This window comes from Streptomyces sp. TP-A0356, from assembly GCF_001417775.1.
Classification (GTDB): Bacteria; Actinomycetota; Actinomycetes; order Streptomycetales; family Streptomycetaceae; genus Streptomyces.
The window spans coordinates 97469-123421 of record NZ_BBZJ01000031.1; the positions used below are offsets into that span (position 1 = coordinate 97469).

Genomic DNA, 25953 nt, shown 5'->3' on the forward strand with positions numbered 1-25953 from the left:
ACGACGCCGCGCACCCGCAGTGCCGGTCCGGTGACTTGACCGGGGTCGTGACGGCAGGCTCAGGCGCTGATCCTGCTGGCGGCGGTGCGGAAGTCGGCCTTGCGGGGGCTGTGGTCGGCGATCTCCACGGCCGTCTCCATCAGCCGCGCCGGGTCCGTGTGGTACTCCTCGGCCAGCTCCTCCACCAGCGGGAAGTAACCCGAGTGGATGCCGATCACCGCGCCGAGGACCTGCATGGTGCGGTCCTCGGGAACGGGGTCCATCTGTTCCCGGCAGTACGCGGCGAGCTTGGCGAGTTCCTGGTAGTCGAAGAGGTCGGCGCCAAGCTTCTTGATGACCCCGGCCAGCGACTCGATGGCGGCGTTGCCGGATCCTCGGCCGATGCCGTCGAGGGTGGCGTCGACGATGGCGGCGCCCGCCTGCATCGCGGTGATGCTGTTGATGTTGGCCATGCCGAGGTTGTCGTGCCCGTGGAAGCCGACGACCGGGAAGTACTCGCGCACCGCGCTCACGTAGGTCTGCACGTCGGCGGGGAGCATGGCGCCGTAGGAGTCGACGACGTAGACGCCCGCGATGTCGGGGGTCACTCCGTCGAGCAGTTGGACGAGCTCGCGCACCGGCGTCGCGCTGGACTTCATGAGGTTCAGGTAGACCTGACCGCACAGCTCGGTGGCGCGCCGCAGGTAGTCGAGGTACTCGGGGACCCGGTCGGGTTCCATGCCGACCCGGACGAAGGACATGCCCCGGTCGCTCATCTCCGCGATGGTGTCGAGGCGGGTGAACTCCGGCTGGGCGAACATGCCCCAGGGCTTGCGGGTGAGGGCCGTACGGGCGATCTCGGCCCAGCGGTAGTGGTCGATGTTGCAGGGCTTGATGCCGTTGCGTTCGGCCTCCAGGCCGATTCCGTGGCCCACCTCCACCTTGGCGACCGGGATGTCATCCAGCCGGGTGAGCAGGTGTGTCACGAACTCCTCGTCGAGCTGGAAGTCGACGGCGTACGAACCGTCGCGCAGGGTGCAGTCGAGCAGTTCGGTAGCCGGCGCTTCTTCGCGCCGGCCGTCGGCTAAGGCCATGACGATACTCCTTGTTTTCGACAGCACGGATGACGCCCCGGAGGGGGCGGAGAAATGGGGAACCCAGTGATCACGGAAACGTGCGGGGGAAGCGATATTCCCTTGTGCTGTGTCGTGCTGCGTTACGCGTTCCCAACACAAGGTGCCATGAACACGTATTCACGCTTTGACCGAACAACGCGCCCCGATGGCCACGGAATTGGGCGTACCGATCATCCACCCACTGGGAGGCACAGGGCGGGAGCGGGGGCCGTCCTGACTGCTGAGAGCCGGTTCACGGCCCGGACCGCGGGATCCGCCGCGCTGACCGCCCGGTGCGCGCGGCACTCGAATGGGGCCTCTGGGGCGCCGAGTTACGGCCGACATGTCCAGATGACCCGGGGGCGCCCTTGACGGACACCGGGGAAGGCCACTCACGCCCAGCGCGGCCACGGCCGGATGTGATCGGGCCCGCTTGTGCTGACCCGGCGGGCGAAGCAGGCCGCCGACGACGCCCTGGCCCACGAGATCACCGTGCTGCACCTCGCCTCCCGCGGCGCCTATGGGGTGCCGCGGATCCATGCCGGGCTGCGGCGGCTCGGACACCTGATCAACCGCAAGCGCATAGAGCGCGTCATGCGTGAACGCGGCATCAGCGGCGTCACACGGCGCAAGCGCCGCAGCCTGACCCGCCCTTCGAAAAGGGCGGTGCCCGCCCCGGACCTGCTCGGCCGCGACTTCACCGCGAGTGCGCCGGGGATGAAGGTGGTCGGCGACATCACCTACATCCCCACCGACGAGGGCTGGCTGTATCTGGCGACCTGGCTGGACCTCGCCACCCGCGAGATCGTCGGCTACTCGATGGCCGACCACCACCGCGCATCCCTGGTCGTGGATGCGCTGAGGATGGCCGCCGGACGCAGTCGGCTCCAGCCCGGATGCATCGCCCACTCGGACCGCGGCAGTGAATACACCTCCGACGACCTCCGCCGTGAGATAGGCCAGTTGGGGCTGCGGCAGAGCATGGGCCGCACCGGCTCGTGCTTCGACAACGCCGCCGCCGAGTCGTTCTTCGCACTGTTGAAGGAGGAGATCGGAACCCGTCGCCGGCCCGACCGGGCCAGTGCCCGCGCGGAGATCTTCGCCTTCATCGAGACCTTCTATAACCGCAAGCGTCTGCGCAGGCATCCGGTCTGGGGTTACCTCACCCCGTTGGAGACCCGACAGCGACACGAGCAAGGACGCGCCCTCGTAGCGTAAGCATCGAGTGTCCAAGATCACGGGGAAGCTTCAGTACCGCCACCATGGAGCAATCGGACACCACGCTGACCCCGCTCAGCGTCCTGCGGATGGGCCCCGCCTCCCCGCCCACGCCGGAAGTGCTGGCGTTCCTCGACTTCACCCTCACCATCAGCAACGCGCCCGGAGGCGGCGGACCAATGGTCGTATCCACGCTGCAGCCCGCCCAACTGCTCGCGCCCGACGTCCCGCAGTTCCCGCCGCAGAACCTGCTCTTCAACCTCTTGAGGCCCGTGCCTCTCGGCCCGCCCGGAGCCGACCCGAACAGCGCCCCAGTTGTACTCCAGGGCTTCCCGGTCACCCTCAACCAGACGTGAGACCCTGCGTTGGCGCCACCCGCGGCGCCAGCGCGGTACAACCCCACGCCAACGGGCAGCGACCGCCGCCTGGTCTGTTCGCATCCGTCGGCAAAATCGGTTCTCGGCGTCACGGCGCAGTTGTGCACGTTCCCGTGGCCGGGCTTCGTGCCGGACGACTGCGAAGAGATGGGCCCCCGGCACAGGGGGCGAGGACCGTTACGCTCCTCGCCCCCCTCTGTTCGGCATCTGTGTCCTCGGCCAAGGAGCCAGGGCCCTCGCGACGGCCAGCGACTCGCGGAGGCCGTCGGCTGAGGCATCAGCCGTGCTTGGCGATCGTGGCCCTGGCCGTCTCGATGTACTTCAGCGTCGCATCGTTCTGCGACATGCCCCCCAGTTCCTTCCAGGCGTTCCACTTCGCCTTCCCGGTGAGGTCGAACATCCCGGGTGCAGCGGTGTCGTTGTCACCGACAATCGCCTGTTTGAAGTAGGTATAGAACTTCGGAAGGATGTCGTTGTCCGGCTTCGACGCAGTTTCACGTCTTCGGCCAGCTGTACGAACTCGGCGTTGTCCAGTCCTACCGACATTCCTGTTCTTCCCTGGGGGCTGCTCGGGTGGCGGATGCTCCCATCTGTCTGCTCGGTCAACGACTACTGCCGGTGGCACGTGACGCTCGACCCCGGACCAGTGTGACGCCGCTGAGAGGCAGTACTGCCAGCCCGAGCAACGGAAGGCGATGGACCCTGCACCCTGACGCCAGCATGCGGGGCAGGGGCCGCCGCTGGGCGTCAGTCGCAGGTGTTGAGCATCTCGGTGAGCTTGGACTTCTCAGGCGGCGTGATGCTCAGCCCGTACAGGTACTTGATGTCAATCCAGGCCCGCGAGTAGGTGCACCAGTAGTCCTTGTTCGGGGGCGCCCACCGGTCCGGGGACTGATCGCCCTTGGAGCGGTTGGAAGCGGCGGAGACGGCGATCAGCTGTGAGTGGGCGAGGTCGTTGGCGAACGACTTGCGCTTGTCGGTGGTCCAGGTGTCCGCACCGGACCGCCACGCGTTGGCCAGCGGGACCATGTGGTCGATGTCGACCTTGGACGCGGCATCGAGGGTCTTGCCGTCGTAGGGGCTGTACCAGGTCCCCGTGGTGACCCTGCACATCGAGTCCTGGGTGATGCCCTGGCCGTCGTGGGAGAGGACAACTTCGCGGGTGTCGCATTCCCCGTACTGCCTGATCCAGTGGGGGAACTTCGCCCGCGAGTAGCCGGCCATCGAGTACGGGACGTCGATGGTGAGCTCGCCGAGTTCCTTCAGGGCGACGTCGGTGGCCGGCGGCTCGGGCAGGTCACGCCGCACAACTGCGGGAGCGGCCGTGGTTGTGGGGGGCGCAGCGGATGCAGACGCGGGGGTTGCCGTGACGAGGAGGGACAGGCACGTCAGGGCCGGAATGGCGGCGCGGGCGCCGCACAGATGAGATGATCACGAGGCATCAACTACCGGAGCACGCGGCGGCGCTGCTGCTTTGTCCCCCCATCGCGGCATGGCGCTGCACAAAGTGGACACGGAGAACCGTTCCGCCGGGGGGCGGCCTCCCGCTACCGGGTGACGCGGCGTGGATCAGCCAGGGCTGGTGAGTGGGAACAGCTAGGCTCTGGATGCGGATGATCACTCGGTGCGAGGAAAGAGGCTGCGCCTCATGAACAAGGATGGCGCCGAGACAATCCCTGAGCGACTCGTCGACACCGTGGAGGCAGGGCCGGGCGGCGCCATGACCGACGAGGTCGGAGTCATCACCGGCGAACTGACCGTGGCCACGACGCGGCTCGCTGACGGAAGGGCCCAGATCGCGATCCAGTACGCGGGCGCCGAAGAGTGGTACAGCCTCACCGGCAGCCCCGCCCCGCTACCCTCCGGCGGGCTGAAGACACTCCATCTCGATGTGCTCGAGCGTGTCCGTCACGGCGGTGCTGCCAAAGCCCCGAACTAACCACGGGCAAGTGCACGCGGGGCATCGTCACCGACGATGCCCCGCACTCCCTCACCATGCGGTGCACCCCCGGCCAAAGGACTCCACTCGGTGGAGTGGATGCCGGCGGCATCGGGGACACTCAGTGGCCGGCCTCCCGGCCGCGGTGCGGTCCGGGCTGCTGCGGGCGATGTGCCTGCTGGTCGTCCTCGTGCACCCGCGTCGGCATCGTCCCGGTCGGCGTAGCGGTCCGCGCGGGCACGGGAGTCGTCGGCCGCCTTGATGAACGCGTCCTGGAGGTGGCGCAGCCGCTCGGCCGTCAGATCGAGGGCTTCCACGTCCGTGCGGGACTCCCGCAAGGCCCGCAGCGCCGTCAGGTCGCGCGCTCGCGAGCTCGCAGGCGGCGCAGCATGCGGGGGTCCTCGAAGCCGACCGCGCGGGCGGCGGCATCGACCGTGGCGCCGTGGCTGATGAGGTGCTCGGCGCGTTCCAGACGGAGGGTCTGCTGATAGCGCAGAGGGGTGAGGCCGCCGGTGGCGCGGGTGAAGAGGCGGGTGAGGGTGCGTTCGCTGACGCCCACGGCTGCGGCCAGGGCGGACAGGGGCAGCGGTTGGTCGAAGCGGGCGTCGAGCAGGTCCTGGGCGTGGTGCACGGTGTCGTCGAGGTGGGACCGGTACCGGAGCATGGCGCTGGCCTGCGGTTCATGGCCGTTGCGCCGCGCGTAGACGACCATGTCCCGGGCCACCTGGGCGGCGACGGCGGGGCCGTGCCGGGTGGCGACCAGGTGCAGGGCCAGGTCGATGCCGCTCGCGATGCCGGCCGAGGTGACCACCCGGTCGTCGGCGGTATACAGGACATCGCGAACGACCGTCGCCCCGGGGTAGCGGCGTGCAAGCTCGTCCTGCACATCGTGGTGGGTCGTGCAGTGGCGGCCGTCGAGCAGGCCGGCCCGGCCGAGCGCCTCGGCTCCGGCGCAGACACTGGCAACGGTCCCGCCCCTGGCGTGGTGGTCCCGGAGAGCCTGCAGGCAGGCCGCGCCGATGACAGGACCGCCGGCCAGGGTGAGCGCCCGCCAGCCGGGCACCACGATCAGGTCCTCGGGGCCGAGCTCGGGCCAGTCGAGCCGGGCCAGCAGGGGCAGGCCCTGAGCGGTCGGGACCAGCCGCTCCTCGGCGATGTAGCTGAGTGTGTAGGAGTGCCCGAAGTCGGAGGCCGTGGAAAAGACCTGCGCGGGGCCTGCCAGGTCCAGTAGATGGAGTCCGGGCACCAGGAGGAAGACGATGTGGCTCACTGTCCGGTCATCATGCCCGAGGTCCGGCCGAGGCCTCCAGCTGCCCGACAGTGGTGATGGTGGCAAAGCGTCCGGCAAGGGCGTACTCAGTGCGCCTGATGATCTCCTCGGTGCTCAGGGTGCGGGGGTCCGCCAGCAGTTCGGCGACGCTCTGGTCGGCGGGAGCGTCACGGTGCGGGATAGGGTTGGTTGCGGTGGCGTCGATGACGAAGGTGACCCGGTACCCGAGGTCGCTCGCGACGCGGGTGGTGGTCTCCACACACTGCTCGGTTCGGATGCCACAGACAGTGAGCTCGCGGATGCCGCGCTCTGTGAGGAGCTGCTGCAGGTTGGTGGTGGTGAAGGCGTTGTGCGAGGTCTTGTGGATCAGTGGTTCCGTGTCCCGACGCTGCAACTCCTCCATCAGCCGGACATGGCCGAGCGCAGGGTCGAAGACATCGCCGCTGCCGGGCTCGGCGTGCAGCACCCACACCACCAGGTCCCCGGCCTGGCGGGCGAGCCGGACAAGGCGGTCCACCTGGTCGGCGATCTTCGGGTTGGAGATGGTCTCCCAGAGCGGGCGGGCGCGAAAGGATTCCTGGACATCGATGACGATCAGTGCTCGGGTCATGCTCCCCAGCCTGACCGGCGGCGACGAAGTGGCGACAGGCCTCATCGGGTCCCGGTACGGACCGATCCAGTCACACGAAGAAGTAGCCCCAAGACCAGCTGACCGATGGGATCTTAATCCCTGTTGCCTCGGGCCTGGCGGTCCAGGAACTCAATCAGCCGTGTTTCCGAACGTGCAAGCCTCTCCCGTTGTTCGCCAGGAAGCGAAGCGAGCACGTCGACCAGGACCCGCTTTCGCGGGACGTGCACCATATTGCCGGAGTAGATCCGGCAACTGAAACACCAGGCGAGCCCGATGCACCGCTCGAACATGGACGACTCGGGCGGATAGAAGCGGTACTGGTACGAGCGGACGGGCGTTCCGCAGGCGGCACAGATCCGACAGTCCCCGTCGGAAACCGTGTCCCAGGTCCCGACCTTGCGCCAGTGCTGCCGCCCGGCCGGTGCTCTTCAAGTCGTCATGCCCAGCATTCTCTCCCACAGCAAGTGCCCAGCACAGCAGCCGTCCCGGCGAAGGCGGGGCCGGAGCAGACCGGAAGCCGGGGCCACCTCAAGCCGGAACAATCGCCGCACGGCCCCTCCGGCGGGGCCAGGTCGGGCCGGAAAAATAAGGCCAGTTCAGACCGTTAACGCCAGCCGCCCTGCAGTCACCGTGACGGTCCTGGCAGGACACGCTCGAGGGCTTCCCAACTGGTGTCACGTGCTCTCTCTGCCGCTTCGGCTTTCCCGCCGCCACGCAGGCCGAACAGGCGTTTGGCGATGAGGAGATAGACGCTGATCGCTACGTTGATGATCAAGGTGAGAATCTTGGTCGGTGTGATGCGTCCTTCGGCCAGTTCATAGATCTCCGGAACGAGCAATACGGTCGTGGCCACGAACGTCAGGTACTCGGCCCAGCGCTGGGTCAGCCACAGTCCGATCGCTTCGACGCCTTCGAGGACCGCGTAGGCGCCGAGGACGAGCCCGATGGCCCACAAGGTCGACGCGCGGGCGGCGAAGGCCCTGCTGAGCTCGCCCAGCAATCCATGCCCGGATCTGCCGGTGGGCCCCCCGACACTGTTCTGGAGCAGATCCATCGTCCTGTAGAAGGCCCCGCTGAGCCGTCGGCGTTCGTGCGCGAAGCCCAGCACGGCGATCGAGAGCACGCCGAGCACCAGAAAGTGAACCAAGCGGTCGAGCGCGATCAGGCGCAGCACGTAACGGTCCCGCAGCGCCTTGCCCCGCAGCGGAATGGCGACCTCCTCGCGCTCGGGCGGGAACGTGCGGCCCGGGTGTGCTGCCGGCCGCACCGGGAGCCAAGCGTCACAGCGCAGACACCGATGCCAGCGAAGCCCGTCCCCGAAGTCTCTGACCAACACCGCGTCCCGGCTCCGCACCTGGGCCGCGTCCAGGCCCTCCAGGTGGTGGCCGCGCCGTGCACACTGCAGAAGCTCGTACCACAGCAACCGGTGCCGTCTGGAACCCACGCCAGGGGGCGCATCCATCTCGATGTCTTCCGTCATGGTCCCTATCGTCCTGCCGTAAGGGCGTCTGCGCAGCCCACCTGGCCGACGACTACGCCGCCAACGCCGAGGCCGGCACCGCCCGGCGACCTGGCGCGACTGGGCCGCCACCGCGCCGCTCTGGTCGCCGACACCCTTGCCATGGACGCCGGACAGGTCGCTTGGAGGACGGCTGCAACATCCACACCGACCACGGACCGCACCGCGAGGCCCCGCCATTTCATGCGGGGAGTCCATTCCCTCCGGTCCCTCCGGGTGGGTCCACCTGTGTTCGGAGCCGCTGCCAGCAGTCGTGGACGTGCTGCTCAGCATCTCGCACGGCCCAGGAGGCCTCGGTTGAGAGCGCCGCTGCAGGTGGCGTGACCGTGTCGGCTCGGTGCGTGGTGCAACCCCGCTCCGGGTGGGCAACGCGGACGACGCGTTCTTGGCTGCTCCGGCGGCACACGACTGCCCGGGCGGCCAGGATCGTGGCGATGACTACTGTGGCTGTCAGTGCGGCAGCTGCGTGTCGATCGGACATGGCTGTGAGCGTCCTTCGTCCGGGTAATCAATCGTGGTGGGAGGGCCGGTACCGGCCCTCCCACCTTCTTATGCGCGTCAGCCGGGCCAGGTTCCGGTCAGGCGGCGGACGGCGGTGGCGCCGGCGCGGTCGACGGCCGCTGTGACTCCGGCGAAGATCGCGCCTTGCAGCGTGGCGGCGAGGAGCACCTCGCGCCAGGAGCGGTCTTCATCGGTGGCGTCGGGGGCGTCCTCGTCGTGGCCGAGCATCTTCCAGGCCTGTTTGAACAGTGCTCCTGCGGCCATGCCGCTGAGGGCACCGAGCGCGAGACCGACCGGCTTGTAGGCGATCTTCGATGCCTTCACCCCGCTCACCCCTTCCGGTGGCGGCAGGCCAGCCACATCACGGCGGCCACACCCGCCGCCGCGAGCAGCACCTTGCGGTTGTCACGCGCCAGCTGCGCCCCCTGGGCAGTCTTCTCCCTTACCGGCTCGGGTGCCTTCTCCTGCCACAGCTGACCGGCCTGAGCGGCCTTGGCCCGGGCCTGCCCGGCGGCCTGGGCGGCTTTGTCCTTGACCGGGTCGGGCAGCTGGTCCTGTGCCTGGTGGGCCAGGTCGGCGGCCTTCGCCTTCAGTTCCCCGGCCTTGAGGGCGGCGTGTTCCTTCAGCTCGCCGGCCTTCGCCGCGGCCTGCTCCTTGACCTCGGCGGCCTTGTCCCGGGCGCGCGCCTTGACGTCGGTCTTCGCCGCGAGTGCCTGGACCGTCTGACCGAGCTCGGTACGGGTCTGCTCGACCTGCTCGCGCAGTTCCTCGGGGCTGGAGGCGGTGGGTTCGTCGTGAGGCGGCTGGGTCATCGGTGCGCACTCTCCTTGATCTCGGCCACGTCGGCCTTCACGTTCTCTACCGTCTGCTCGGGCGTGGGCGGCGCGGCCTGGTCGACCTGCTTCTTTCCACTCATGGCCAGCACCGCGGCGATCACACCCAGCACCGCTGTGACGATCAGCCCGGCCGCCCACACCGGCAGCGCCACCGCCAGCGCGGCGATCGCGGTGGCGACCAGCGCCTGCGCCATCAGGAAGCCGACCACGCCGGCACCGCCGAACAGGCCACCGCCCTTGCCGTAGAGCTTGCCCTTCTCCTTCATCTCCGCCTGCGCCAGGCGCAGTTCGCCGCGCACCAGCTCGGTCAGCTGCTGCGAGGCCCGCTGCACCAGCTCGCCCACGGGCTCCTGGCTGGAGCGGTCCGTGCTCTGGCCGGATCCGGCATGGTGCGGCTGCGTGCTCGACACGGCGGTCACCTCCCGTCCCTCTCAAGTTCCTGCGGGCCGGACTGCGTCATGCGCCCGACCATCCGATGCGGGCGCGAGTACCCCAAGCAGGCGAATTCAGGTCGGGCCTCTGGCCCGCATGTCTGCCTGCTTCCGCCACTCCCCCGGCCCGCCCGAACCTGCTAGTACTGCAATCACAGTTATGGGGTCAGGTGTGATTGAGTGTCCTGGTGTCCGTGGATCTTGATGTGCGTCAAGTCGAGTCCTGGCGTGAGGCGTTGGCGGGGTTACACGCGCGGTTCGCTGTGCGGTTTGCCCGCTCGGAGCCGAGGGGCCGGGCGCTGGAGTAATGGCCGGGCTGATTGCGCCATTGGAGCGCAAGAACGGCTGGTCGCTGGCGGAACGAGCCGGTGAGACGCATCCGATTGGGATGCAGCGGCTGCTGGGCGAGGCGGACTGGGACGCTGACGGGGTCCGCGATGACGTCCGTGACTTCATCATCGAGAGCATCGGTGACAAGGACGCGGTCCTGATCGGTGACGACACCGGGTTCCTGAGAAAGGGAGCCCGCTCGGCTGGAGTGCAGAGGCAGTACGCCGGCACCGCGGGCCGGACCGAGAACTGCCAGATCGGCACGTTCCTCGCCTACGCCCGAGGAGCGTGAGCACGACGTTCGAGATGAGGACGTCACCCGGCTCTCCCCGCTCAAGCACGCCAACCTCAACGTGCTGGGCCGCTACAGCATCCGCGCTTCGGTCCCGGCCGACTGCGGCCTGCGCCCGCTACGCGACCCGGACGCCGGCGAGCACGACGCCGAAGACTGAACCGCACCCGAGGCGCCTGGCCCGTTCGTTGTACCACCGCGCAGGCCGGGGCTTTGTCGGCCGGGGAGCGACGCGAGAGGCTGGCGAAGGAGCGGTTCAGGCGGCGTCGGGGGCGCCCTGGTGGGCGCTGAGCGCGTCGGTGGTGCTCGGGTAATGGGGCAGGAGGCTGTCCACTCCGGTGAGGGTGAGCATACGCATCAGCCGGTCGGGGACGGCGGCTAGGGCCAGGGAGCCGCCCGCTTCCTGGGCGCCGTGCCAGATGCCGATCAGTGCGCTGAGCCCGGCGGAGTCACAGAAGCCCACACCCGACAGGTCCAGGATCAAGTGGTGGTGGCCCTGGTCGATCAGCTCCAGCGCGCGGGTACGCAAGCCGGGTGCGGTATGCAGGTCGATCTCGCCGGCGACGGTGGCGACCGCTGCGGGACCGGGGGTGGCGGTCAGGGCCAGCTCGATGTCGTCGGTCATGGCCGTCAGTGCTCCTCGCCGACGGGCGCGGCGGTGGTGTGGGCGGGGGATCCGGCCCCCGTCGCGGCGGCGGCCTGGTCGGGAGCGGGGACCGACAGAGCCAGCAGGGCGACGTCGTCACTCGCGCCCTCGGGCAGGGCGTCCAGCAAACCGACGGTGTCCTGGATCAACTGCGCCGCCCCACACGAGGCGGGACGAGCGGTGAGGAAGGCCGTCAGGCCCTCGACACCGAGCATGGCGCCGGTGCTGGTGTGTGCCTCGGTCAGGCCGTCGGTGTAGAGGAGCAGGGCCTGGCCGGGGGCGAGGTGAAGGGTGGTGGAGGCGAAGCGGGCGCCGGGGAAGGCCCCGATGAGCATGCCGCCCTTGGGGCGGACCGCTCCCACCCGCGTGTGCGTGGCGGGCCCGGCTTCGGGCGGGGCGGGGCTGAGGTGGTAGGCCGGGGGGTGCCCACCGGTGGCCAGCTCCACGGTGAAGCCCCCGGCCGCATCAGGGGTGAGGGTGGCGAAGAAAGCTGTGCAGAACCGGCTGCCCGCCCACACATCGGCCAGCAGGGCGCTGTTCAGGGCCTCAAGTACCGTGACGGGATCGTCCGTGTGCTGGGCGGAGGCCCGCAGGGTGTAGCGGGCCAGGGAGGTGATAGTGGCCGCCTCGGCGCCCTTGCCGCACACGTCCCCCAGGAACAATCCCCACTTCCCGGAGGGCAGGAGGAAGACGTCGTAGAAGTCGCCGCCCACATCGTGCACGGACGCGGTGTGGTAATGACAGGCCAGCTCCAGGCCGGGCACAGTCGGCAGCGCCGGCGGCAACAGAGTGCGCTGCAAGGTGGAGGCGAAGGAGGCGATCGCCGCCTTGTCCCTCTCCGCCTGCTCCCGGGCCGCCCGCTCAGCCTCGGCGGCCCGCTGCTCCTGGCGCACCGTGCGCAGCGCGGACAGACGCAGCTCCATCTCGTCCATCACGATCGCCGCCAGATCGGTCAGGGTGGCAGTCTGTTCGGAGGTGATGGAGCGGGGCTTGGTGTCCAGGACGTTGACGGTGCCCAGCTTGTGCCCGTCCGCGGTGGTGATCGGCGCGGCGGCGTAGAACCGAACCCCCAGCGGACCGGTGACCAGCGGGTTGCCGCAGGCGACGTCATCGAGCAGGGTGTCGGGGATCACCAGGGCATCGTCGCGCAGCACCGCCGAGCCGCACAGGCCCGGGTCGCGGCCGATCTCACTGACCCCGTCCAGGCCGTGCGTGGCCTTGAACCAGATCCGGTCCTCGTCCACGATCGTCACCGTCGCCACCGGGACGTCGAACAGGCGGGCTGCCAGCGCAGCCACCCGGTCGAACGCCCCGTCGGGCGGGGTGTCGAGGATGTCGTAGCGGCGCACCGCTTCCATCCGGCCGGCCTCGACGACCTCGTCGGGCACCAGATGCAGGCGCTTGCCAGGAACGCCGTCCTCGGATGCCGAAGCCTGCTCGGGCATCGGCTTTCCACCTTCCTTGACCTCCCGCAGCCACCGGGCGCGACGCGGGCCAGCGGAGAGCCTAAGCGCAACGAGTGTGCGAAGGCCATCCGGGTGGCACCTCGAAGTGGACCAGGCGGGCCCGGGTGAGCGCCGGGACGTCCGCCTTGATGACCGGGGTCATCCCGACGTTGCACGCTTCGCTCAGTTTCGGCACGCCAGCGGCGCGGGAGAACCACGAACCCCTTGGCACCCTTCGGGCGGGAGACGGTCTTGAGGGTGATGTGGAGGAAGTCCTCGGCCCAGGTCACGAGCTGGCCGGCGTAGGCGGAGTCGGCCCTGTCCTTGCCGGAAACCTCATCCGTCCAGGTCAAGCGGCATGCTGGTACTCGTGGAGTATGCCGCCGAGTCGGTCGCGTCTTCGTACGTCAAGGCGAAGGATCCGGGCCGGGTCGTTGATCGGCTCGGGCAACGGGCGGAGCGGGCGGGCGTTAGCGATGCCCTGGTGGGGCCGATGCGAGTTGTAGAAGTGTTCGAACTCGCGCAGAGCATGGAGCAGATGGCGCTGGTTCCATATCAAGGTGCGGTCCAGGAGCTCACGCCGGCAGATCTGTACCCACCGCTCCATGACGGCGTTCATCCTCGGCATCCGGACACCGCTTGGCACAACCTGGATGCCCGCGTCCTTGAGGACGTCATCGAACAGGGCGGGGAACTTCCCGTCCCGGTCCGGAATCAGGAACCGGGCCCGGCAGCCCGCGTCCTCCAGGTCCATGACGAGGTTCTTCGCCGCCTGCGCCACCCAGGCCGCGGTCTGGTGCGCGGCGGCGCCGAGGATGCGGATCCGTCGGCCGGCGTGCTCGATCACCGCCAGCACCTGCAGACGCGCACCGGACAGGGTGACCGCCTCGAAGAAGCCGCAGGCCAGCAGCGCGTCGGCCTGGGAGCGCAGGAAATCGGCCCACGTGCCGGCACCGCGTTCGGGCGCTGGGTCGATTCCGGCCTCCCTCAAGATCTCCCAGACCGTGGAGGCAGCGACCTTGGTGCCCAGGACGAGCAGTTCGCCGTGCACGCGCCTGTAGCCCCAGTGGGCATTCTCGCGCGAGGCGGAGTACGAGGGCGCGTATGGAGTGCACGGTCCGCGGCCAGCCCGGACGCTTCGGCCGGGACCGGGCGGCATGCCGGCGTGCGAGCAGGTCCCGGTGCCACCGCAGCACCGTCTCCGGGCGCACCAGCAGCCGCGCCCGGCGCAGCGCATCCATCGGCAACCGGTGCAGCAGCGCCACCAGGAACGCCCGGTCGGCCGCATCGAACCGCGGTCTGCGCTGGCCCAGTTGCCGCTCCAGCACCGTGATCTGATGCCGTAGCACCAAGGTCTCGATGTCCTGGTCCCGATCGCTCATCGGCAGTAGACGCAGCAGCGCGAGCGCGTTGCTCACACCGATGTAGGCCAGTCGCAGCAGCACGGACGATCACGTTGCAGTGCTGATCGGCTTCCGCGCAACCGCGGCGTGAGCATCCATCGTCGAAGCTCCGCGACGGCCGCCCACCGCCTCGCCACCTGGGCGGATGAGGTTTTCGGCAAGGACAGGGCCACGGGTGTGCGACTCATTACAGCCACACACCGACGGCACTTCGACCACGGGGTGCTGCGGGTGTTCCTGGAGGCGGACGCGCCGCGGGTGGCCTGCCGGGAGCACGGGACGACCGTCGCCGCGGTGCCCTGGGCCCGTCACGGCGCCGGGCATACCCACGCCTTCGACGCCCAGGCGGCATGGATGGCTGCCGAGTGCTCCAAGAGCGCGGCCGCGCAACTGATGCGTACCTCCTGGCGGACCATCGGCGCGATCGTCGAGCGGTACGTCGCCGACCGCGACCGGCTGGTCGACCGGCTGTCGGGGCTGCGGCGGATCGGCATCGACGAGATCAGCCACCGCCGCGGACAGAAGTACATGACGGTCGCCGTGGACCACGACACCGCGAGGGTGGTGTGGATGGCCGACGGACACGGCAAGGACGTCCTGCACCGCTTCTTCGACCAACTCGGCGCAGACCGCGCCGCCCGCTTGACGCACATCAGCGCCGACGGCGCCGCCTGGATCGCCGACGTCCTGGAACACCGGGCCACGCATGCCCTGCGCGTCATGGACCCCTTCCACGTCATCGCCTGGGCCACCGACGCCCTGGATGCCGAACGCCGCTCGAGCTGGAACCGCGCCCGCCGCCAGGCCCAGGACACGAGCGGGCACGGGCATTGAAAGACTCCCGCTTCGCCCTGTGGAAGAACGAAGCCGACCTCACCGACCGGCAGGCCGCGAAACTCACCTGGATCGCCGCCACCGATCCCCGCCTGCACCGCGCCTGGCGCCTGAAGGAGGCCCTGCGGGCCGTGTTCACCCTGGCCAAGTCCCGCCCCGCCGCCGCCCTGCGGGCACTGGACCGGTGGATCGGCTGGGCCCGCCGCTGCCGCATCGGCGTCTTCGTCGACCTCCAACGCCGTATCCGCCGCCACTACCAGGCAATCCGCTCCGCGCTGACCACCGGCATGAGCAACGGACTGATCGAGTCCACCAACACCAAAACCCGTCTGATCATCCGCAGAGGCTTCGGCTTCCACTCCGCCGACGCCGTCATCGCCCTCGTCATGCTCACCCTCGCCGGCCCCCGCCCCCCAGCTCCCCGGACGCCAACCCGCCCCAGCGTGACCCACACATACGGCAGGAGAGCCCCTTTTGCGGGGTCGATACGCGATGTTGTCATGCCTTTGGGCAGAAGACCCACCATCTGCTTCTGGCACAGGGCTCTTTGGACGGTGGCGGAAGTGACCGCGGTTTCACTGTGGAGAGGGTGCCGAGGTCCGCGTTCGAGCGCACCGCGACCAGCGGCAAGCTGCGCACGGTGGTCGACCTGCGCCAGTAGTCGTCGCGATAGGCGACGGCGGGAGTACTGATCTCTCTGCAGCGACACAGCTCGCCCGCCATGCAGAACAGAGCTACGGCGGGCCGGATGGAAGGGGGGATTCGAGAGCAACAACTACACGGCGGCCGGAGTGGCTGGCGCGAGACACTCTCGCCGGTCTGGCCGACCTGATTGGTACGCGGGGACCAGCCGGCGTCGACGGCGGTGCGCGAGGCGCCGACGGCCGCGCCGAGCGAGCCGAGAAGGCAAAGCCGCGCCGCGACGCAGGACGCGCTCTTTCCCCGGCTGCCTCCCGGGCCGAGGCATCTCCTCCGCCTCGGCCCGGGCATCCGTCAGGTCTGAGGAACCACCTGACTCGAGGAGCCGCCGGCTCCGGGCAGGCCTTGTTTGTCCCCTGGGGACCAGGTGCGGACGGCCGGGCCGTGCGGTCCGCCGACCAAGCTGCTCAGGATCTGAGTGTGGGCACTGAACGCCGGGCGGCTCAGCACCGCGTCGTGAACGAGGAAGACCTCGCCGGGTCCGACTTCCCTGACGTAGTCGACGACCTCGGCCAGCTTCACCCACGGCGCACCGGCCGGCGCGAGGAGTGTGCGCACCTTCTCCTCCGGGACAGTGAGCGCGTCGCCCGGGTGGAAGACTCCGTCGGCCAGGAAGCCGACGTTGTCGAAGTCGGCGAAGTCGCGGTGAATGGTGGCGTGCTTTTCCCCGTACACGTGGAATTCCAGCGCGCCGACGTCGAAAGCGTCGCCGTGCCGGACGGTGTGGACGCGCCCGCCGAGGTCAGTGAGGTGGCGGGCGACCGCCGGGTTGGTCCAGATCTCGATGTCGCCGCCGACCTCCCGCAGCCGGTCGGGGACGAAGTGGTCTACGTGCTCATGCGTGACGAGCACCGCGTCGGCTCCCTCCAGTGCGTCCGGATCGCTGAAGCAGCCGGGGTCGATGACGACGGTGCAGCCCTCGTGCTGCAGTCGTATGCAGGAATGCCCCAGTGAGGTGATCTGCATGACCGGTCTCCCTTCCATTTATACAGCCATACTGTACAGCATTGCTGTATACCTGTCCTGCGGGTACGGTGATGCCGTGAACGAGCAGGAGATCGCGAGCAACCTGCGAGCCGCCGTCGGAAACCTGGTGCGGCGCGCACGGGCCACCGATGCCATGCCGCAGGCGCAAGCCGCTGTACTCGGCTACCTCGACCGCGAAGGGCCCATGACCACCAGCGAGCTCGCGGCCCGGCAGCAGGTCCGCCACCAGTCGGCGGCGCGGGTCGTCGGCCAACTCGTCGAACTCGGCCTCGCCCGCCAGAAGCCCCACCCGGACGACAGGCGCAAGGTCCTCGTCATGCTGACCGATCCAGGCCTGCAGGCACTCCAGGCACGTCGCGGCCGCCGAGCCGACTGGCTCGCCGAAGCCATCCGGGCAGAGCTCTCCCCCGCCGAACAGCAACAACTCGCGGAGTCCGTCGCCCTCCTCAAACGGCTGGCCCGGCACGCCGATCGCCGCTGACCGTCCCCTGTCTCCAGCGGAAGCTCCTGACACGGCACGGCACCTCGGACGCGCCTACGAAGAGCAGGCCCACCGAACCGCGCCCCCGGATGCCGGTCATGCCGCGACGGCTGCCGGCCGTTCGACCAGGTGGCCGCGTTCGAAGCGGGCACCGGAGCGGACGAGGGCGACGAGGTGGGGCGCGTTCACCGCCCGCCATCGCTGCTGGGCGGACTCGACGAGCTTGAAGACCATGGCCAGGGCGGCGGCGCGGGAGCCGGCGCCGCGGGTGACCTTGGTCCGCAGCCGGACGGTGGAGAAGGTCGACTCGATGGGGTTCGTGGTGCGCAGATGGATCCAGTGCTCGGCCGGAAAGTCATAGAACGCCAGCAGCTCCTGCTGGTCATCGGTGATCTTCTTGACCGCCTTGGGGAACTTCGCGCCGTAGAGCAGGGCGAACGTCTTGATCGCCGCCTCGGCGTGATCGCGGTCCTCGGCGTTGTAAATGTCCTGGATGGCCTTCTTCGCGCCCGGCTGCGCGGACTTCGGCATGGAGTCAAGGACATTGGCCGTTTTGTGAACCCAGCACCTTTGCTCACGGGTGTCGGGGAACACCTCCGCCAGCGCCTTCCAAAAGCCCAGAGCGCCGTCCCCGACCGCGAGCACCGGGGCGCGCATGCCCCGGCGGACGCAGTCCCGCATCAGATCAGCCCACGACTCACCGGATTCGCGGTAGCCGTCCTTGAGCGCGACCAGTTCCTTGGATCCGTCGGCGCGGACCCCGATGAGCACCAGGACGCAGGCTTTGGCCTCCTCCAGACGGACGTTGAGGTGGATGCCCTGCCGCCGTGGTGCCGCAAGTCACCGAAGATCAGCGAGGTGCAGGCGGCGCCCCACGTCGTCGCGCTCATCAACCAATTCGGCTATGTATGCGTTGACTTCGGCCTCCGGGGCGGCGGCCAGCATCCGTCAGCACCGAACTGCCGCTTGGCGTGGTGCCGTCTTCGTTGACTACGGTAAGCACCGGTGTGCCTTCCCGACCGACGCGGCAACGTCGACCTTGCTCGATGACCAATCGATCGATCCATCGGGAAGGTACGCCCCCTTCCGTCAGGAGTGATCCACAGGTATTGAGCATTGCTCCGTCTAGCCCCAGATATCCCTGCGGGGACGCCCGTTCCGGGCTGAAAATCGGGGGTGGCTGTCCGCTGACGCCGCAAACCCTATGGTCGTTGAGGCCGTCGTCTAGCCGGGCGCTGGGAGCCGTGCATCGGGAGCTTCAGTGTGGCTTCGAGCACGCGGATTAGAGTCCGCTTCTTCCCATACGGTTCCTGCGGGCAGCCGCCTGTTCAGCCTCGATCGCAAGGGGAGGTGCCGGGTGTTACAGGAGGCACAGGACCACGAGGAGATCGTCGAGCGGGTCGCGGCGCTGGACATCGGCAAGAGCTTCCTGGTGTGCTGCGCTCGCATCCCGCATGAGATCCGCCCAGAGCGGCGGATGCAGGAGGTGCAGACCCATCCCACGATGACGCGCTCGTTGCTGGCCATGGCCGACCATCTGAGGTGCCTGGGGGTGACCCGGGTGGTAATGGAGGCCACCAGCGATTACTGGAAGCCGGTCTTCTATGTGCTGGAGGCTGCCGGGTTCGAGACCTGGCTGGTCAATGCCCGGGACGTGAAGCACCTGCCGGGCCGGCCCAAGACCGACAAGCTGGATGCCGTCTGGTTGTGCAAGGTCGCCGAGCGGCAGATGACCCGCCCCAGTTTCGTGCCCCCGCCCGAGATTCGCCGTCTGCGGGACGTCACTCGCTATCGCACCGATCTGATCGGGGTCCGCGGGGCGGAGAAGAACCGGGTGGAGAAGCTGCTGGAGGACGCCCAGATCAAGCTGAGCGTGGTGGCGTCCGACATCTTCGGCGTCTCGGGGCGCGCGATGATGGCTGCTCTGCTGGCTGGGGAGCGCGATGCGAAGGTGCTGGCCCAGCTGGCCCGTTCCCGCATGCGCGGCAAGATTGCGGCTCTGGAGGAGGCGTTCACCGGGCACTTCACCGACCACCACGCGTTCCTGCTGGGCAGGATGCTTGAGTGGATCGACGCGGTCGACGCCGACATCGCCGCACTCGATGCGAAGATCGAGGAGATGGTCGCCCCTTTCGTCACCGCGATCGAGCGGCTCGATGAGATCCCGGGGATCGGCCCGACCGCGGCTGCGGTCATCGTCGCCGAGATCGGCCTGGACATGGACCGCTTCCCCACTCCCGGCCATCTGGCCTCCTGGGCGAAGTTTGCCCCGGGGGTGAAGGAATCGGCCGGAAAGAAGAAAGGCAAAGGCGCCACCGGACACGGCAACCGCTACCTGGCCAGAACCCTCGGCGAAGCCGCTGTTGCCTGCGCCCGCACCGACACCTTCCTCGGCGAGCGCTACCGCAGGATCGCCCGCCATCGTGGCAAGAAGAAGGCCATCGTCGCGGTCGGCCGCTCGCTCCTGATGGTCATCTGGCACCTGCTCAACAACCCCGACGCCCACTTCCACGACCTCGGCCCGAACTACTACACCCGCCGCATCGACCCCGAACGCCGCAAACGCAGCCACATCCACCAGCTCGAAGCACTTGGCTACAAGGTCAGCCTCGAACCCGCAGCCTGAGCCCGCCGACACGACGCCCGGCCTCGCTACTGCTCGGCCGGGTGCTGCCGCCTGCCCACCGACGCTTCGATTTTCGGATTAGGTTGCTGTACGGAAATACGCCGTACGAATGGGAGTTCACACGCCCGCGAGGCGATCGAAGGACCGCGCCTCGTCGGACATCGGTGACACTCACCGTTGTTCCCGTCACCGTTGCCCAAGTCCACGGACCAGTGTCCCGAACGTCTATGGCGCGTGTAGGCCTTGAGAAGAACTGCCTGGACGTTCAGCCCACCAGCGGGGCACAGCCCACCGCCCAGACACCTGTCCTACTGGCCCAACCTGATCAGCGAAAGGCAAGCGAAGATCAGCCAGGGCGGCCAGCGAATGATCAAATAGTCCGGCCGCCCTTGGCCGCTCAGAGTCGGCTACTGGGCGATGAGCGCATCGTGCCGGTCGGCGGCGGGGTGATCCCGCACCCGGTCAACGTCAAGCCGAGGCGGCGGCAACGCAGAACTCATTGCCCTCCGGGTCGGCCATCACCATATGGTGCCCCTCAAACTCCTCCAGGACGACGCCGCCCGCCTTCACTAGCCGTTCGGACTCCGCCCTGATCCGTGCCCACTTCTCACCGGGGCTGCCGTGTCCCGGCACCCGGATGTCGATATGAAGCCGGTTCTTCGCGGTCTTCGGCTCGGGGACCTTGAGGATGCTGAGCCGGGGGCCGGCGCCGTCAGGATCGCAAAGCCACGCGCCGTCGTCCGCGGAATCGTCTTCCGGAAGGTCGAACTGAGCGAGCCACTCCTCGCGGGTTCTGAAGGGAGCGGGCGGCGGCTCGTCCACATACCCCAGGGCCGTCTTCCAGAACTCGGCGAGGAGCTTCGCGTCTGCGCAATCAAGGGTCAGATCGATTCTGGCTGCCATAGCAGGACCGTATTGCGCACCTCTGACAGCCGCGGCTGAGTCGGAGGAGAGACGGCTGCTGATATGCCGTGACTGGTCGGACACTGCCAGACGTGCTGCGGCCGACAGCCCTACGAGAGCTGCCAGCCGCAACTTTGCTCAGCCGGGACGTTCTCCGCCGCCCTAGCCAATGCCCGCATCCGTCGTCCACCGCGGATCGGGGAATCCGACGGTCCCGGATCGAACACGGGTCGAGATCCTGCGGTCCGTCAAGCCTGTCGGGGGCCCTTCGTCCGGTCCGGATCCGATGCGTTTCACGCTACCGCCCCGGCCCCCCACTACCGCCAGACAACCCACCCGAACGGGGTGGAGCCAAAACAACTTGCCGGAGCCAGGTTGACGCCCCTCGCCCGGCCCTCGTCACAACCCAAGTGGAGCCACTTCCAGTGTCGAAGTGGAGCCAAAACAACCTGTCACAAACAGTTCTCAAGGCAGAGGGGGCGGTGTGGGTCGGACAGGTCCCGGTTGCGGCCGCCGGGGCGAGCTGGGGCCGGTCAGTCGAGGTCGGTGGTGCCGGAGGCGGCACGGGGCCGGTTGCGTGCCCACTTCTTGAGGTCGCCGACGCGGTAGAGGAATTCGGCGCCGCGCTTCTCGACGGGGGCCGGGAAGTCCGGGTCGTTGGCGCGCGCCCAGCGCAGCGCAGCGAGTGTGAGCTGCGGCAGGTGCTCTGCTTAGCTTTGCGCAGGCCGACGACGGCGTCGTCCGGCGCCAGCGCTGGGGACGCGGCGGGCGACGGCTGGGGAGCGGCTGGGGCTTGCGCGCGGGCTGCCCTCACGGCGGTCCGTTCGGTCTAAATTTCGAAGTCTATGCATGCAAGCGAACGTTGTCGGTCAACGTGAGCGGGAACCATTGGCCCAGTCCATTGCCTTCCCATCGACTGCATTGACGTTTCCCCCATCACCGGAATGCCCGATATGCATGAGGTTCTGGTGTGGTGAGGACCGGTCAGGCGCTCACTCCAGGTGGCGGATACCGGAAGTTCGAGGCGAAGAGGCGATAGTCACCTAATCCGGCCACAGGATAAGTTCCCGGGCGGCTGGCCAGCCACCGCAGGTCCTGTTCGACCGTTCGGAAGGGACAACGCTCATGCTCAACGTGAAGAAGGCCATCGCCGCCGCCGTGCTGGCGGGTGCCGCGATCACCGGTTCGGCCGCGGCCCCGGCACTGGCGACGCCGGCCCACGGCAGCCTGGTCAACGTCGAGGCCAACAACCTGCTCAACGGCAACCAGGTCGTTCTGCTGCAGAACGTGTCCGTGCCCGTGGCCGCCGCGTTCTGCGGCGTCAACGTCAACGTCTTCTCCGCCCAGCTCGACCAGGGCAAGGCGTCCTGCCCCGCCCAGACCAACTCCAAGCAACTGGCCTGGGCCGTCTACAACTGACGGACACAGCGGCCGACAGGCCCCGCCGTGCGGGGCTTGTGAGCACCAGCGGGGTGGCAGCAAACCAGCTGCCACCCCGCGCCTTTGTGAGAGCTTTTGGACGGCCAGACAGCCGATGGGGGCCGCGACCGCCTGGGGTCCAGGCAGTCTTTGCAACGGCGCCTGCCCGTGCCACCCACTGCGTGGGTCACGAACCGGCATCTTGCCCTCCAGGACCACACGCTCTCTCTTACGGTGCGTGGTGGGCCAAACACACTTCTCTCGACGCGCGGGGCGGGACATGACGCGAAGCACTCACGGCCTGGGGGAAAGCCCCCGGCCTGTCGCGGTCATCCCACGCGTGATCGGTGTCCTGGTCGTCCTGGCCGCCGCAGCCATAGTCATCGTCGTGGCGGTGCGGCACTTCACCGGCGACTCGGGACGTTCGGTGGCCGCCTACTGCACGACCTGGAAGACCGAGGGACAAAAGCTCCACGCCAAGTGGCAGGCGGCGCAGCAGCAGGCACAAGCGAGCGACGATCCCTTCCGTTCTCTCACCACGGTCATGGGAGCCCCGCAGGACCTGGCCGCCTTCTTCCGCACGCTCGACCGCGTCGCCCCCGACGAGGTCGAGCCGTCCGTCGCCGACTACCAGCGCGCGTGGCAGCGGACCGCGGACAACCTCGGCGCGAAAGCAACTGACCCGATCAGCTTCGGACTGGCGCAGCTGTCCGTGATGGCCCAGGCAGGCGACGCTGAGCAGCAGATCGACCGCTACACCCGTACCCACTGCGCCGGCTAGGAGGTCCGTATGGACGCCGACAACAACGAGCCCATCAGCCGTGAGGCGTTCGCGCGCGTGTGGGGCGCGGGCATGGCGTTGCTCGGGATGGTCACCACGATCCTGGCGTTCGTACTCCCCGCCAAGCTGACCGGCTTGGTCCGGGACTGCAACACCGTCGCAGGCGACATCTCCGGGCGCCAGCATCCGGTGACGGGCCTGAAGTGCACGGCGGCCAGCTACGTCACCGACTACAAGTGGGTCTTCGTCGCCCTGGGGGTTCTGCTTCTGGTGGGCGGGGTGGTGCTGTTCGCCGGAGCGAGCATCCGTTGGATCCGCGAGGAGTTCGACATCGAGTAGCTGCCTGGCAGTGCACCGGCCCTGCAGTGCACCACCGCGGGCACTGGCTGATCCCGCGGGGCCCGCGACGTGTCCGGAGGCGGGTCAGGACAGGCCGGTGAAGCCTACGGCACTGCGGACCATGGTCGGCTCCGGAAGCCACGAAACGGCCCGTAAGCGGTTGAAAGCCGTACAGAGTCCCCTCTGCACTTGCTCCACTTCGAAAGGGGGGTCCCTTGGCGCGCTCGTCTTGCTGTCTCCGCTGTGGCGTTTGCCGTGGCCGGTGTCTTCTTCAGCGCACCGGCCGCGTCCGCGGCGACACTGCCGTCCACCGCGTGAGCCCTTGCGTAGGCGGGCGGCCTGGCTGTCCGCCTTCTCCGGGATCGTGTGCCGGATTCCCCGGCGTCGAAGGTACTGACGGCAGGGGCCGTTGCTGTAGGCCTTATCGACCGCGACGCTGCCCGGCTTCTTACGGGGCCTGCCCGGCCCGAGGCGGGGAACCCGGATCTTCTCCAGTACCGACACGAACTGGGTGCAGTCCGCGCGTTGAACGGGGGTGACGATCAGGGACAACGGTCGGCAGCGCCCGTCGGCGCTCAGGTGGATCTTGCTGGTGAAGCCGCCCCGCGAGCGGCCCAGGCCCTCGCCTCCTGCACCACCTCCACCAGGCGGTCGACCAGGCTCTGCCACACGGTTTCGGCCTGGTGTTCTGCCGCCTCGTCCCCTTTTGAGGCGGCCGCCGCGGGCGGCGGGGCGGTCCGGGCGCCGGCGGCGTGCTGGTGCGCACGCACGCTGGAGGAGTCGACCGAGATGTCCCAGTCGATGTCGCCGGCCGCATCGGACGCGGCCTGGACCTGCTGCAGAAGGCGTTCCCAGGTGCCGTCGCCCGACCATAGCCGGTGACGTTCGTAGACCGTTTTCCACGGCCCGAACCGCTCCGGGAGGTCTCGCCACTGAACCCCGGTCCGTGCCCGGTGCAGAATCCCGTCGATCACCTGCCGGTAGTCACGCCACCTGCCGCACCGGCCGTTACTGACCGGCAGGAACGGCCGCAGCTGTTCCCACTCAGCATCCGACAGATCACCACGCTCACCCCGACCCATGCCCAGGCCAACGATACGAACTCGACGAAGTCACATGATCGGCCGGACAGCTCCTAGTTCCACCCCCGTCTCGAACGGGTCCTCGGCCCCCGCCTGGACCACCCCGCCGTCACCTGGCTGCTGGAACGCCACGGATCCCCGGCCGCACTGCGAAAAGCCGGACGCCCCAGACTCGTTGAAGTCATTCGGCCCAACGCCCCGCGCATGGCCACCCGGCTGATCGACGACATCTTCGACGCACTCGACGAACAGAGCGTCGTCGTTCCGGGCACCGGCACCCTCGACGTCGTAATCCCCTCGCTGGCCCGCTCGTTGGCCGCCATCCACGAACAGCGTCGGGCCCTGGAAAACCAGATCAAAGCCCTGCAGGAGGAGCACCCTCTTTCCGAGGTCCTGACCTCGATGCCCGGCGTCGCGGTCAGGACCGCCGCCGTGCTGCTGGTCACCGTCGGCGACGGCACCAGCTCCCCCACCGCCGCACATCTCGCCTCCGACGCCGGACTTGCCCCGGCCACAAAGTCCTCGGGAACCTCGATCCACGGCGAACACGCCCCCCCCCCCGCAGCGGAAACCCGCAGCTCCAACGGCCATGTTCCTCTCCGCGTTCGCCGCCCTGCACGATCCCCCCTCCCGCACCTACTACGACAAATGCCGAGCCCGGGGAAAGACCCACACCCAAGCACTCCTCCGCCTCGCCCGGCACCGCATCAGCGTGCTGTTCGCCATGCTCCGCGACGGCACCTTCTACGAGCCCCGCACCCCGAAACCGCCCCCGCATGACGCACTCAGCCTTGACGAAGGACATGGAGGCACCCCCCGCGCTCGCGCCCAGGCGGCCGCCAGGCTCTCTTCCGCGTCCTCACTCGGATGCTGGTTGCCGCCCACTTCGGATTGCCACTCGTGCACGCGTTCGTCCCACGACTCCTGCACGGCACGGAACTCCTGCACCACGGTGTCCCACGTGTCAGCGAAGGCGAGGCAGGCCTCCTGGCGTTGCCCGCGCAGCCACTGGCCGTGTTCGACGTGAGCTTGGTCAGTGGTCAGGCGGCAGCCGACGTAGATGCCAGCGAGGACGCCGCCGATACCGAATGCACCAGCGGTGACAGCGGCGACTGCGGGCCTCGTCGATCATGTCCAGGGCCATCTGCCACTTCTCCACATGACCGGCCCCGGCCCGGGATACCGCACCGCCGGCGGCGGGCGACCTTGGCCGCGTCCGCCTCCGGCGAGGCCGGATCCCAGGAGGCGGGCAGGAACAGCCGCCAGTCGATCGCGGCCGAGGCACGGTCGGTGGCCAGGTGCAGTGAGACGTCTACCTGGCAGTTGGTGACCTTGCCCGCGGTGCCGGTGTACTGCCTCGACACGCATGCCGAGGCGTTGCCGTCCTTGAGGAAGCCGGTGTCATCGACGATCAATGCCTCCAGCCCGATCATGTCCTGCATCTTCCACGCCAGGCGGGCTCGCACGTGCGCCGGATTCCACGGGCTGGTCGTCACGAAGTGCGCCAGCGCCTGCCGGTTGCCGTCTGCACCCAGCCTGGCCGCCATCGGCTGCCGTCCAGCAGCAGCCCGGGCGCATATACCTGACCCCACCGCCGCTGGTCAGCGCGGAAGAACCCGTCGAACAACTCCGCCGTGAACGCCTCCAGGTCCTCCCCGACCTCGGCCATCTCCCCAGGTGTCACACCACCACAACGACACCCACAGCCCAACCGATCTGATGGCCCGCCGCCTCACCGGCGAAGCCACCATCTCCTGGCGCGACCCGACACTACAGGATCAAACACCAATTCCAGGATGAAACATCGGGAGAAAACGACCTCTGAGTGGGCGTTCAGGTATGCCTCATGTCGGTATGCGAGTTCTGTCGC

At 68.6% G+C, this 25953-nt stretch carries 21 protein-coding genes and 10 pseudogenes; 12 read left to right on the top strand and 19 right to left on the bottom strand.

All coding sequences use genetic code 11. The annotated features are described in order from the left end of the window. Positions 1–59: 59 nt before the first annotated feature. Positions 60–1073: a hypothetical protein gene (locus ASC56_RS31825; protein WP_079102832.1), complete on the bottom strand. Its 1014-nt coding sequence runs from the start codon at positions 1071–1073 to the stop codon at positions 60–62. A 456-nt stretch (positions 1074–1529) separates the two neighbouring features. Between ASC56_RS31825 and ASC56_RS31830 the strand changes: the two genes are divergently transcribed. Both ASC56_RS31830 and ASC56_RS31835 read left to right on the top strand, forming a co-directional pair. Further along, positions 1530–2312: an IS3 family transposase gene (locus ASC56_RS31830; RefSeq protein ID WP_055495051.1), complete on the top strand. Its 783-nt coding sequence runs from the start codon at positions 1530–1532 to the stop codon at positions 2310–2312. Between the two features lie 44 nt (positions 2313–2356). Then, on the top strand, positions 2357–2668 hold the full coding sequence (locus ASC56_RS31835; RefSeq protein WP_055495052.1) for a hypothetical protein: 312 nt from the start codon (positions 2357–2359) through the stop codon (positions 2666–2668). Between the two features lie 298 nt (positions 2669–2966). Here the strand turns inward: ASC56_RS31835 and ASC56_RS31840 are convergent, their stop codons facing one another. Together ASC56_RS31840 and ASC56_RS31845 are read right to left on the bottom strand one after the other, a co-directional pair. Next, positions 2967–3314: an acyl-CoA-binding protein gene (locus ASC56_RS31840; RefSeq protein ID WP_079102833.1), complete on the bottom strand. Its 348-nt coding sequence runs from the start codon at positions 3312–3314 to the stop codon at positions 2967–2969. A 122-nt stretch (positions 3315–3436) separates the two neighbouring features. Further along, on the bottom strand, positions 3437–3997 hold the full coding sequence (locus ASC56_RS31845; RefSeq protein WP_234377155.1) for an HNH endonuclease family protein: 561 nt from the start codon (positions 3995–3997) through the stop codon (positions 3437–3439). 340 nt (positions 3998–4337) lie between these two features. On the opposite strand from ASC56_RS31845, the gene ASC56_RS31850 reads away from it, so the two are divergent. Beyond that, positions 4338–4628, top strand: coding sequence for a hypothetical protein (locus ASC56_RS31850; RefSeq protein ID WP_055495054.1), 291 nt, complete (start codon positions 4338–4340; stop codon positions 4626–4628). A 352-nt stretch (positions 4629–4980) separates the two neighbouring features. Here the strand turns inward: ASC56_RS31850 and ASC56_RS31855 are convergent, their stop codons facing one another. The 6 genes from ASC56_RS31855 to ASC56_RS31880 all read right to left on the bottom strand — a co-directional run bounded on the left by ASC56_RS31855 (position 4981) and on the right by ASC56_RS31880 (position 9729). Then, positions 4981–5898 carry a GlxA family transcriptional regulator gene (locus ASC56_RS31855; RefSeq protein ID WP_055495055.1) on the bottom strand — a complete coding sequence of 306 codons (918 nt, stop codon included), beginning with the start codon at positions 5896–5898 and terminating at the stop codon, positions 4981–4983. A gap of 10 nt (positions 5899–5908) precedes the next feature. Next, the gene (locus tag ASC56_RS31860; protein WP_055495056.1) at positions 5909–6508 is read right to left on the bottom strand and encodes a cysteine hydrolase family protein; all 600 of its coding nucleotides are present in this window, start codon (positions 6506–6508) and stop codon (positions 5909–5911) included. 646 nt (positions 6509–7154) lie between these two features. Then, positions 7155–8009 (bottom strand): DUF2127 domain-containing protein, encoded by an 855-nt coding sequence (locus tag ASC56_RS31865; protein WP_055495057.1) that lies wholly within the window; start codon positions 8007–8009, stop codon positions 7155–7157. 597 nt (positions 8010–8606) lie between these two features. Next, the gene (locus ASC56_RS31870; protein WP_055495058.1) at positions 8607–8873 is read right to left on the bottom strand and encodes a DUF4235 domain-containing protein; all 267 of its coding nucleotides are present in this window, start codon (positions 8871–8873) and stop codon (positions 8607–8609) included. 5 nt (positions 8874–8878) lie between these two features. Beyond that, a complete protein-coding gene (locus ASC56_RS31875; protein WP_055495059.1) occupies positions 8879–9361 on the bottom strand; it encodes a DUF3618 domain-containing protein in 483 nt (160 codons plus the stop codon). After that, positions 9358–9729: a phage holin family protein gene (locus ASC56_RS31880; RefSeq protein WP_055495084.1), complete on the bottom strand. Its 372-nt coding sequence runs from the start codon at positions 9727–9729 to the stop codon at positions 9358–9360. Before ASC56_RS31880 ends, ASC56_RS31875 begins: the two co-directional genes overlap by 4 nt. A gap of 293 nt (positions 9730–10022) precedes the next feature. On the opposite strand from ASC56_RS31880, the pseudogene ASC56_RS31885 reads away from it, so the two are divergent. Then, positions 10023–10435, top strand: a pseudogene (locus ASC56_RS31885) (transposase); the annotation flags it as partial. A 259-nt stretch (positions 10436–10694) separates the two neighbouring features. Here ASC56_RS31885 and ASC56_RS31890 read toward each other — a convergent pair. From ASC56_RS31890 to ASC56_RS31900, 4 genes and pseudogenes are all read right to left on the bottom strand, one after another. Beyond that, positions 10695–11063 carry an STAS domain-containing protein gene (locus ASC56_RS31890; protein WP_055495061.1) on the bottom strand — a complete coding sequence of 123 codons (369 nt, stop codon included), beginning with the start codon at positions 11061–11063 and terminating at the stop codon, positions 10695–10697. 5 nt (positions 11064–11068) lie between these two features. After that, positions 11069–12529, bottom strand: a complete 1461-nt coding sequence (locus ASC56_RS31895; RefSeq protein ID WP_107309398.1) for a PP2C family protein-serine/threonine phosphatase — start codon at positions 12527–12529, stop codon at positions 11069–11071. A 188-nt stretch (positions 12530–12717) separates the two neighbouring features. Further along, a pseudogene (locus ASC56_RS43265) lies at positions 12718–12846 on the bottom strand (IS5/IS1182 family transposase); the annotation flags it as partial. A 32-nt stretch (positions 12847–12878) separates the two neighbouring features. Beyond that, positions 12879–13974: pseudogene (locus ASC56_RS31900) on the bottom strand (integrase core domain-containing protein). A gap of 120 nt (positions 13975–14094) precedes the next feature. Between ASC56_RS31900 and ASC56_RS42375 the strand changes: the two are divergent. Continuing rightward, positions 14095–15215: pseudogene (locus ASC56_RS42375) on the top strand (ISL3 family transposase); the annotation flags it as partial. Between the two features lie 346 nt (positions 15216–15561). On the opposite strand, the pseudogene ASC56_RS40180 reads toward ASC56_RS42375, so the two are convergent. Continuing rightward, positions 15562–15672 (bottom strand): annotated as a pseudogene (locus tag ASC56_RS40180) (FAD-binding protein); the annotation flags it as partial. 87 nt (positions 15673–15759) lie between these two features. Then, positions 15760–16431: an MBL fold metallo-hydrolase gene (locus tag ASC56_RS31910; RefSeq protein WP_055495063.1), complete on the bottom strand. Its 672-nt coding sequence runs from the start codon at positions 16429–16431 to the stop codon at positions 15760–15762. A gap of 76 nt (positions 16432–16507) precedes the next feature. On the opposite strand from ASC56_RS31910, the gene ASC56_RS31915 reads away from it, so the two are divergent. Continuing rightward, positions 16508–16933 (top strand): MarR family winged helix-turn-helix transcriptional regulator, encoded by a 426-nt coding sequence (locus tag ASC56_RS31915; RefSeq protein WP_055495064.1) that lies wholly within the window; start codon positions 16508–16510, stop codon positions 16931–16933. A gap of 96 nt (positions 16934–17029) precedes the next feature. On the opposite strand, the pseudogene ASC56_RS31920 reads toward ASC56_RS31915, so the two are convergent. Next, positions 17030–17752, bottom strand: a pseudogene (locus ASC56_RS31920) (IS256 family transposase); the annotation flags it as partial. Positions 17753–18194: 442 nt separating this feature from the next. Here ASC56_RS31920 and ASC56_RS31925 point away from each other — a divergent pair. Beyond that, positions 18195–19559, top strand: a complete 1365-nt coding sequence (locus tag ASC56_RS31925) for an IS110 family transposase (RefSeq protein ID WP_234377156.1) — start codon at positions 18195–18197, stop codon at positions 19557–19559. A gap of 468 nt (positions 19560–20027) precedes the next feature. On the opposite strand, the gene ASC56_RS31930 is transcribed toward ASC56_RS31925, so the two are convergent. Further along, on the bottom strand, positions 20028–20462 hold the full coding sequence (locus ASC56_RS31930; protein WP_055495066.1) for a VOC family protein: 435 nt from the start codon (positions 20460–20462) through the stop codon (positions 20028–20030). 1125 nt (positions 20463–21587) lie between these two features. Here ASC56_RS31930 and ASC56_RS31935 point away from each other — a divergent pair. From ASC56_RS31935 to ASC56_RS31945, 3 genes are all read left to right on the top strand, one after another. Continuing rightward, positions 21588–21881: a hypothetical protein gene (locus tag ASC56_RS31935; RefSeq protein WP_055495067.1), complete on the top strand. Its 294-nt coding sequence runs from the start codon at positions 21588–21590 to the stop codon at positions 21879–21881. Between the two features lie 280 nt (positions 21882–22161). After that, positions 22162–22662 (top strand): hypothetical protein, encoded by a 501-nt coding sequence (locus ASC56_RS31940; protein WP_159039752.1) that lies wholly within the window; start codon positions 22162–22164, stop codon positions 22660–22662. A 9-nt stretch (positions 22663–22671) separates the two neighbouring features. Next, a complete protein-coding gene (locus tag ASC56_RS31945) occupies positions 22672–23001 on the top strand; it encodes a hypothetical protein (RefSeq protein WP_055495069.1) in 330 nt (109 codons plus the stop codon). A gap of 303 nt (positions 23002–23304) precedes the next feature. Here the strand turns inward: ASC56_RS31945 and ASC56_RS43270 are convergent. Next, positions 23305–24083: pseudogene (locus tag ASC56_RS43270) on the bottom strand (IS5 family transposase); the annotation flags it as partial. A 57-nt stretch (positions 24084–24140) separates the two neighbouring features. On the opposite strand from ASC56_RS43270, the pseudogene ASC56_RS38715 reads away from it, so the two are divergent. Further along, positions 24141–24849: pseudogene (locus tag ASC56_RS38715) on the top strand (transposase); the annotation flags it as partial. 345 nt (positions 24850–25194) lie between these two features. Here the strand turns inward: ASC56_RS38715 and ASC56_RS31960 are convergent. Then, positions 25195–25752: pseudogene (locus ASC56_RS31960) on the bottom strand (transposase); the annotation flags it as partial. Positions 25753–25793: 41 nt separating this feature from the next. Here ASC56_RS31960 and ASC56_RS43275 point away from each other — a divergent pair. Next, positions 25794–25883, top strand: a pseudogene (locus ASC56_RS43275) (IS5/IS1182 family transposase); the annotation flags it as partial. Positions 25884–25953: the final 70 nt, after the last annotated feature.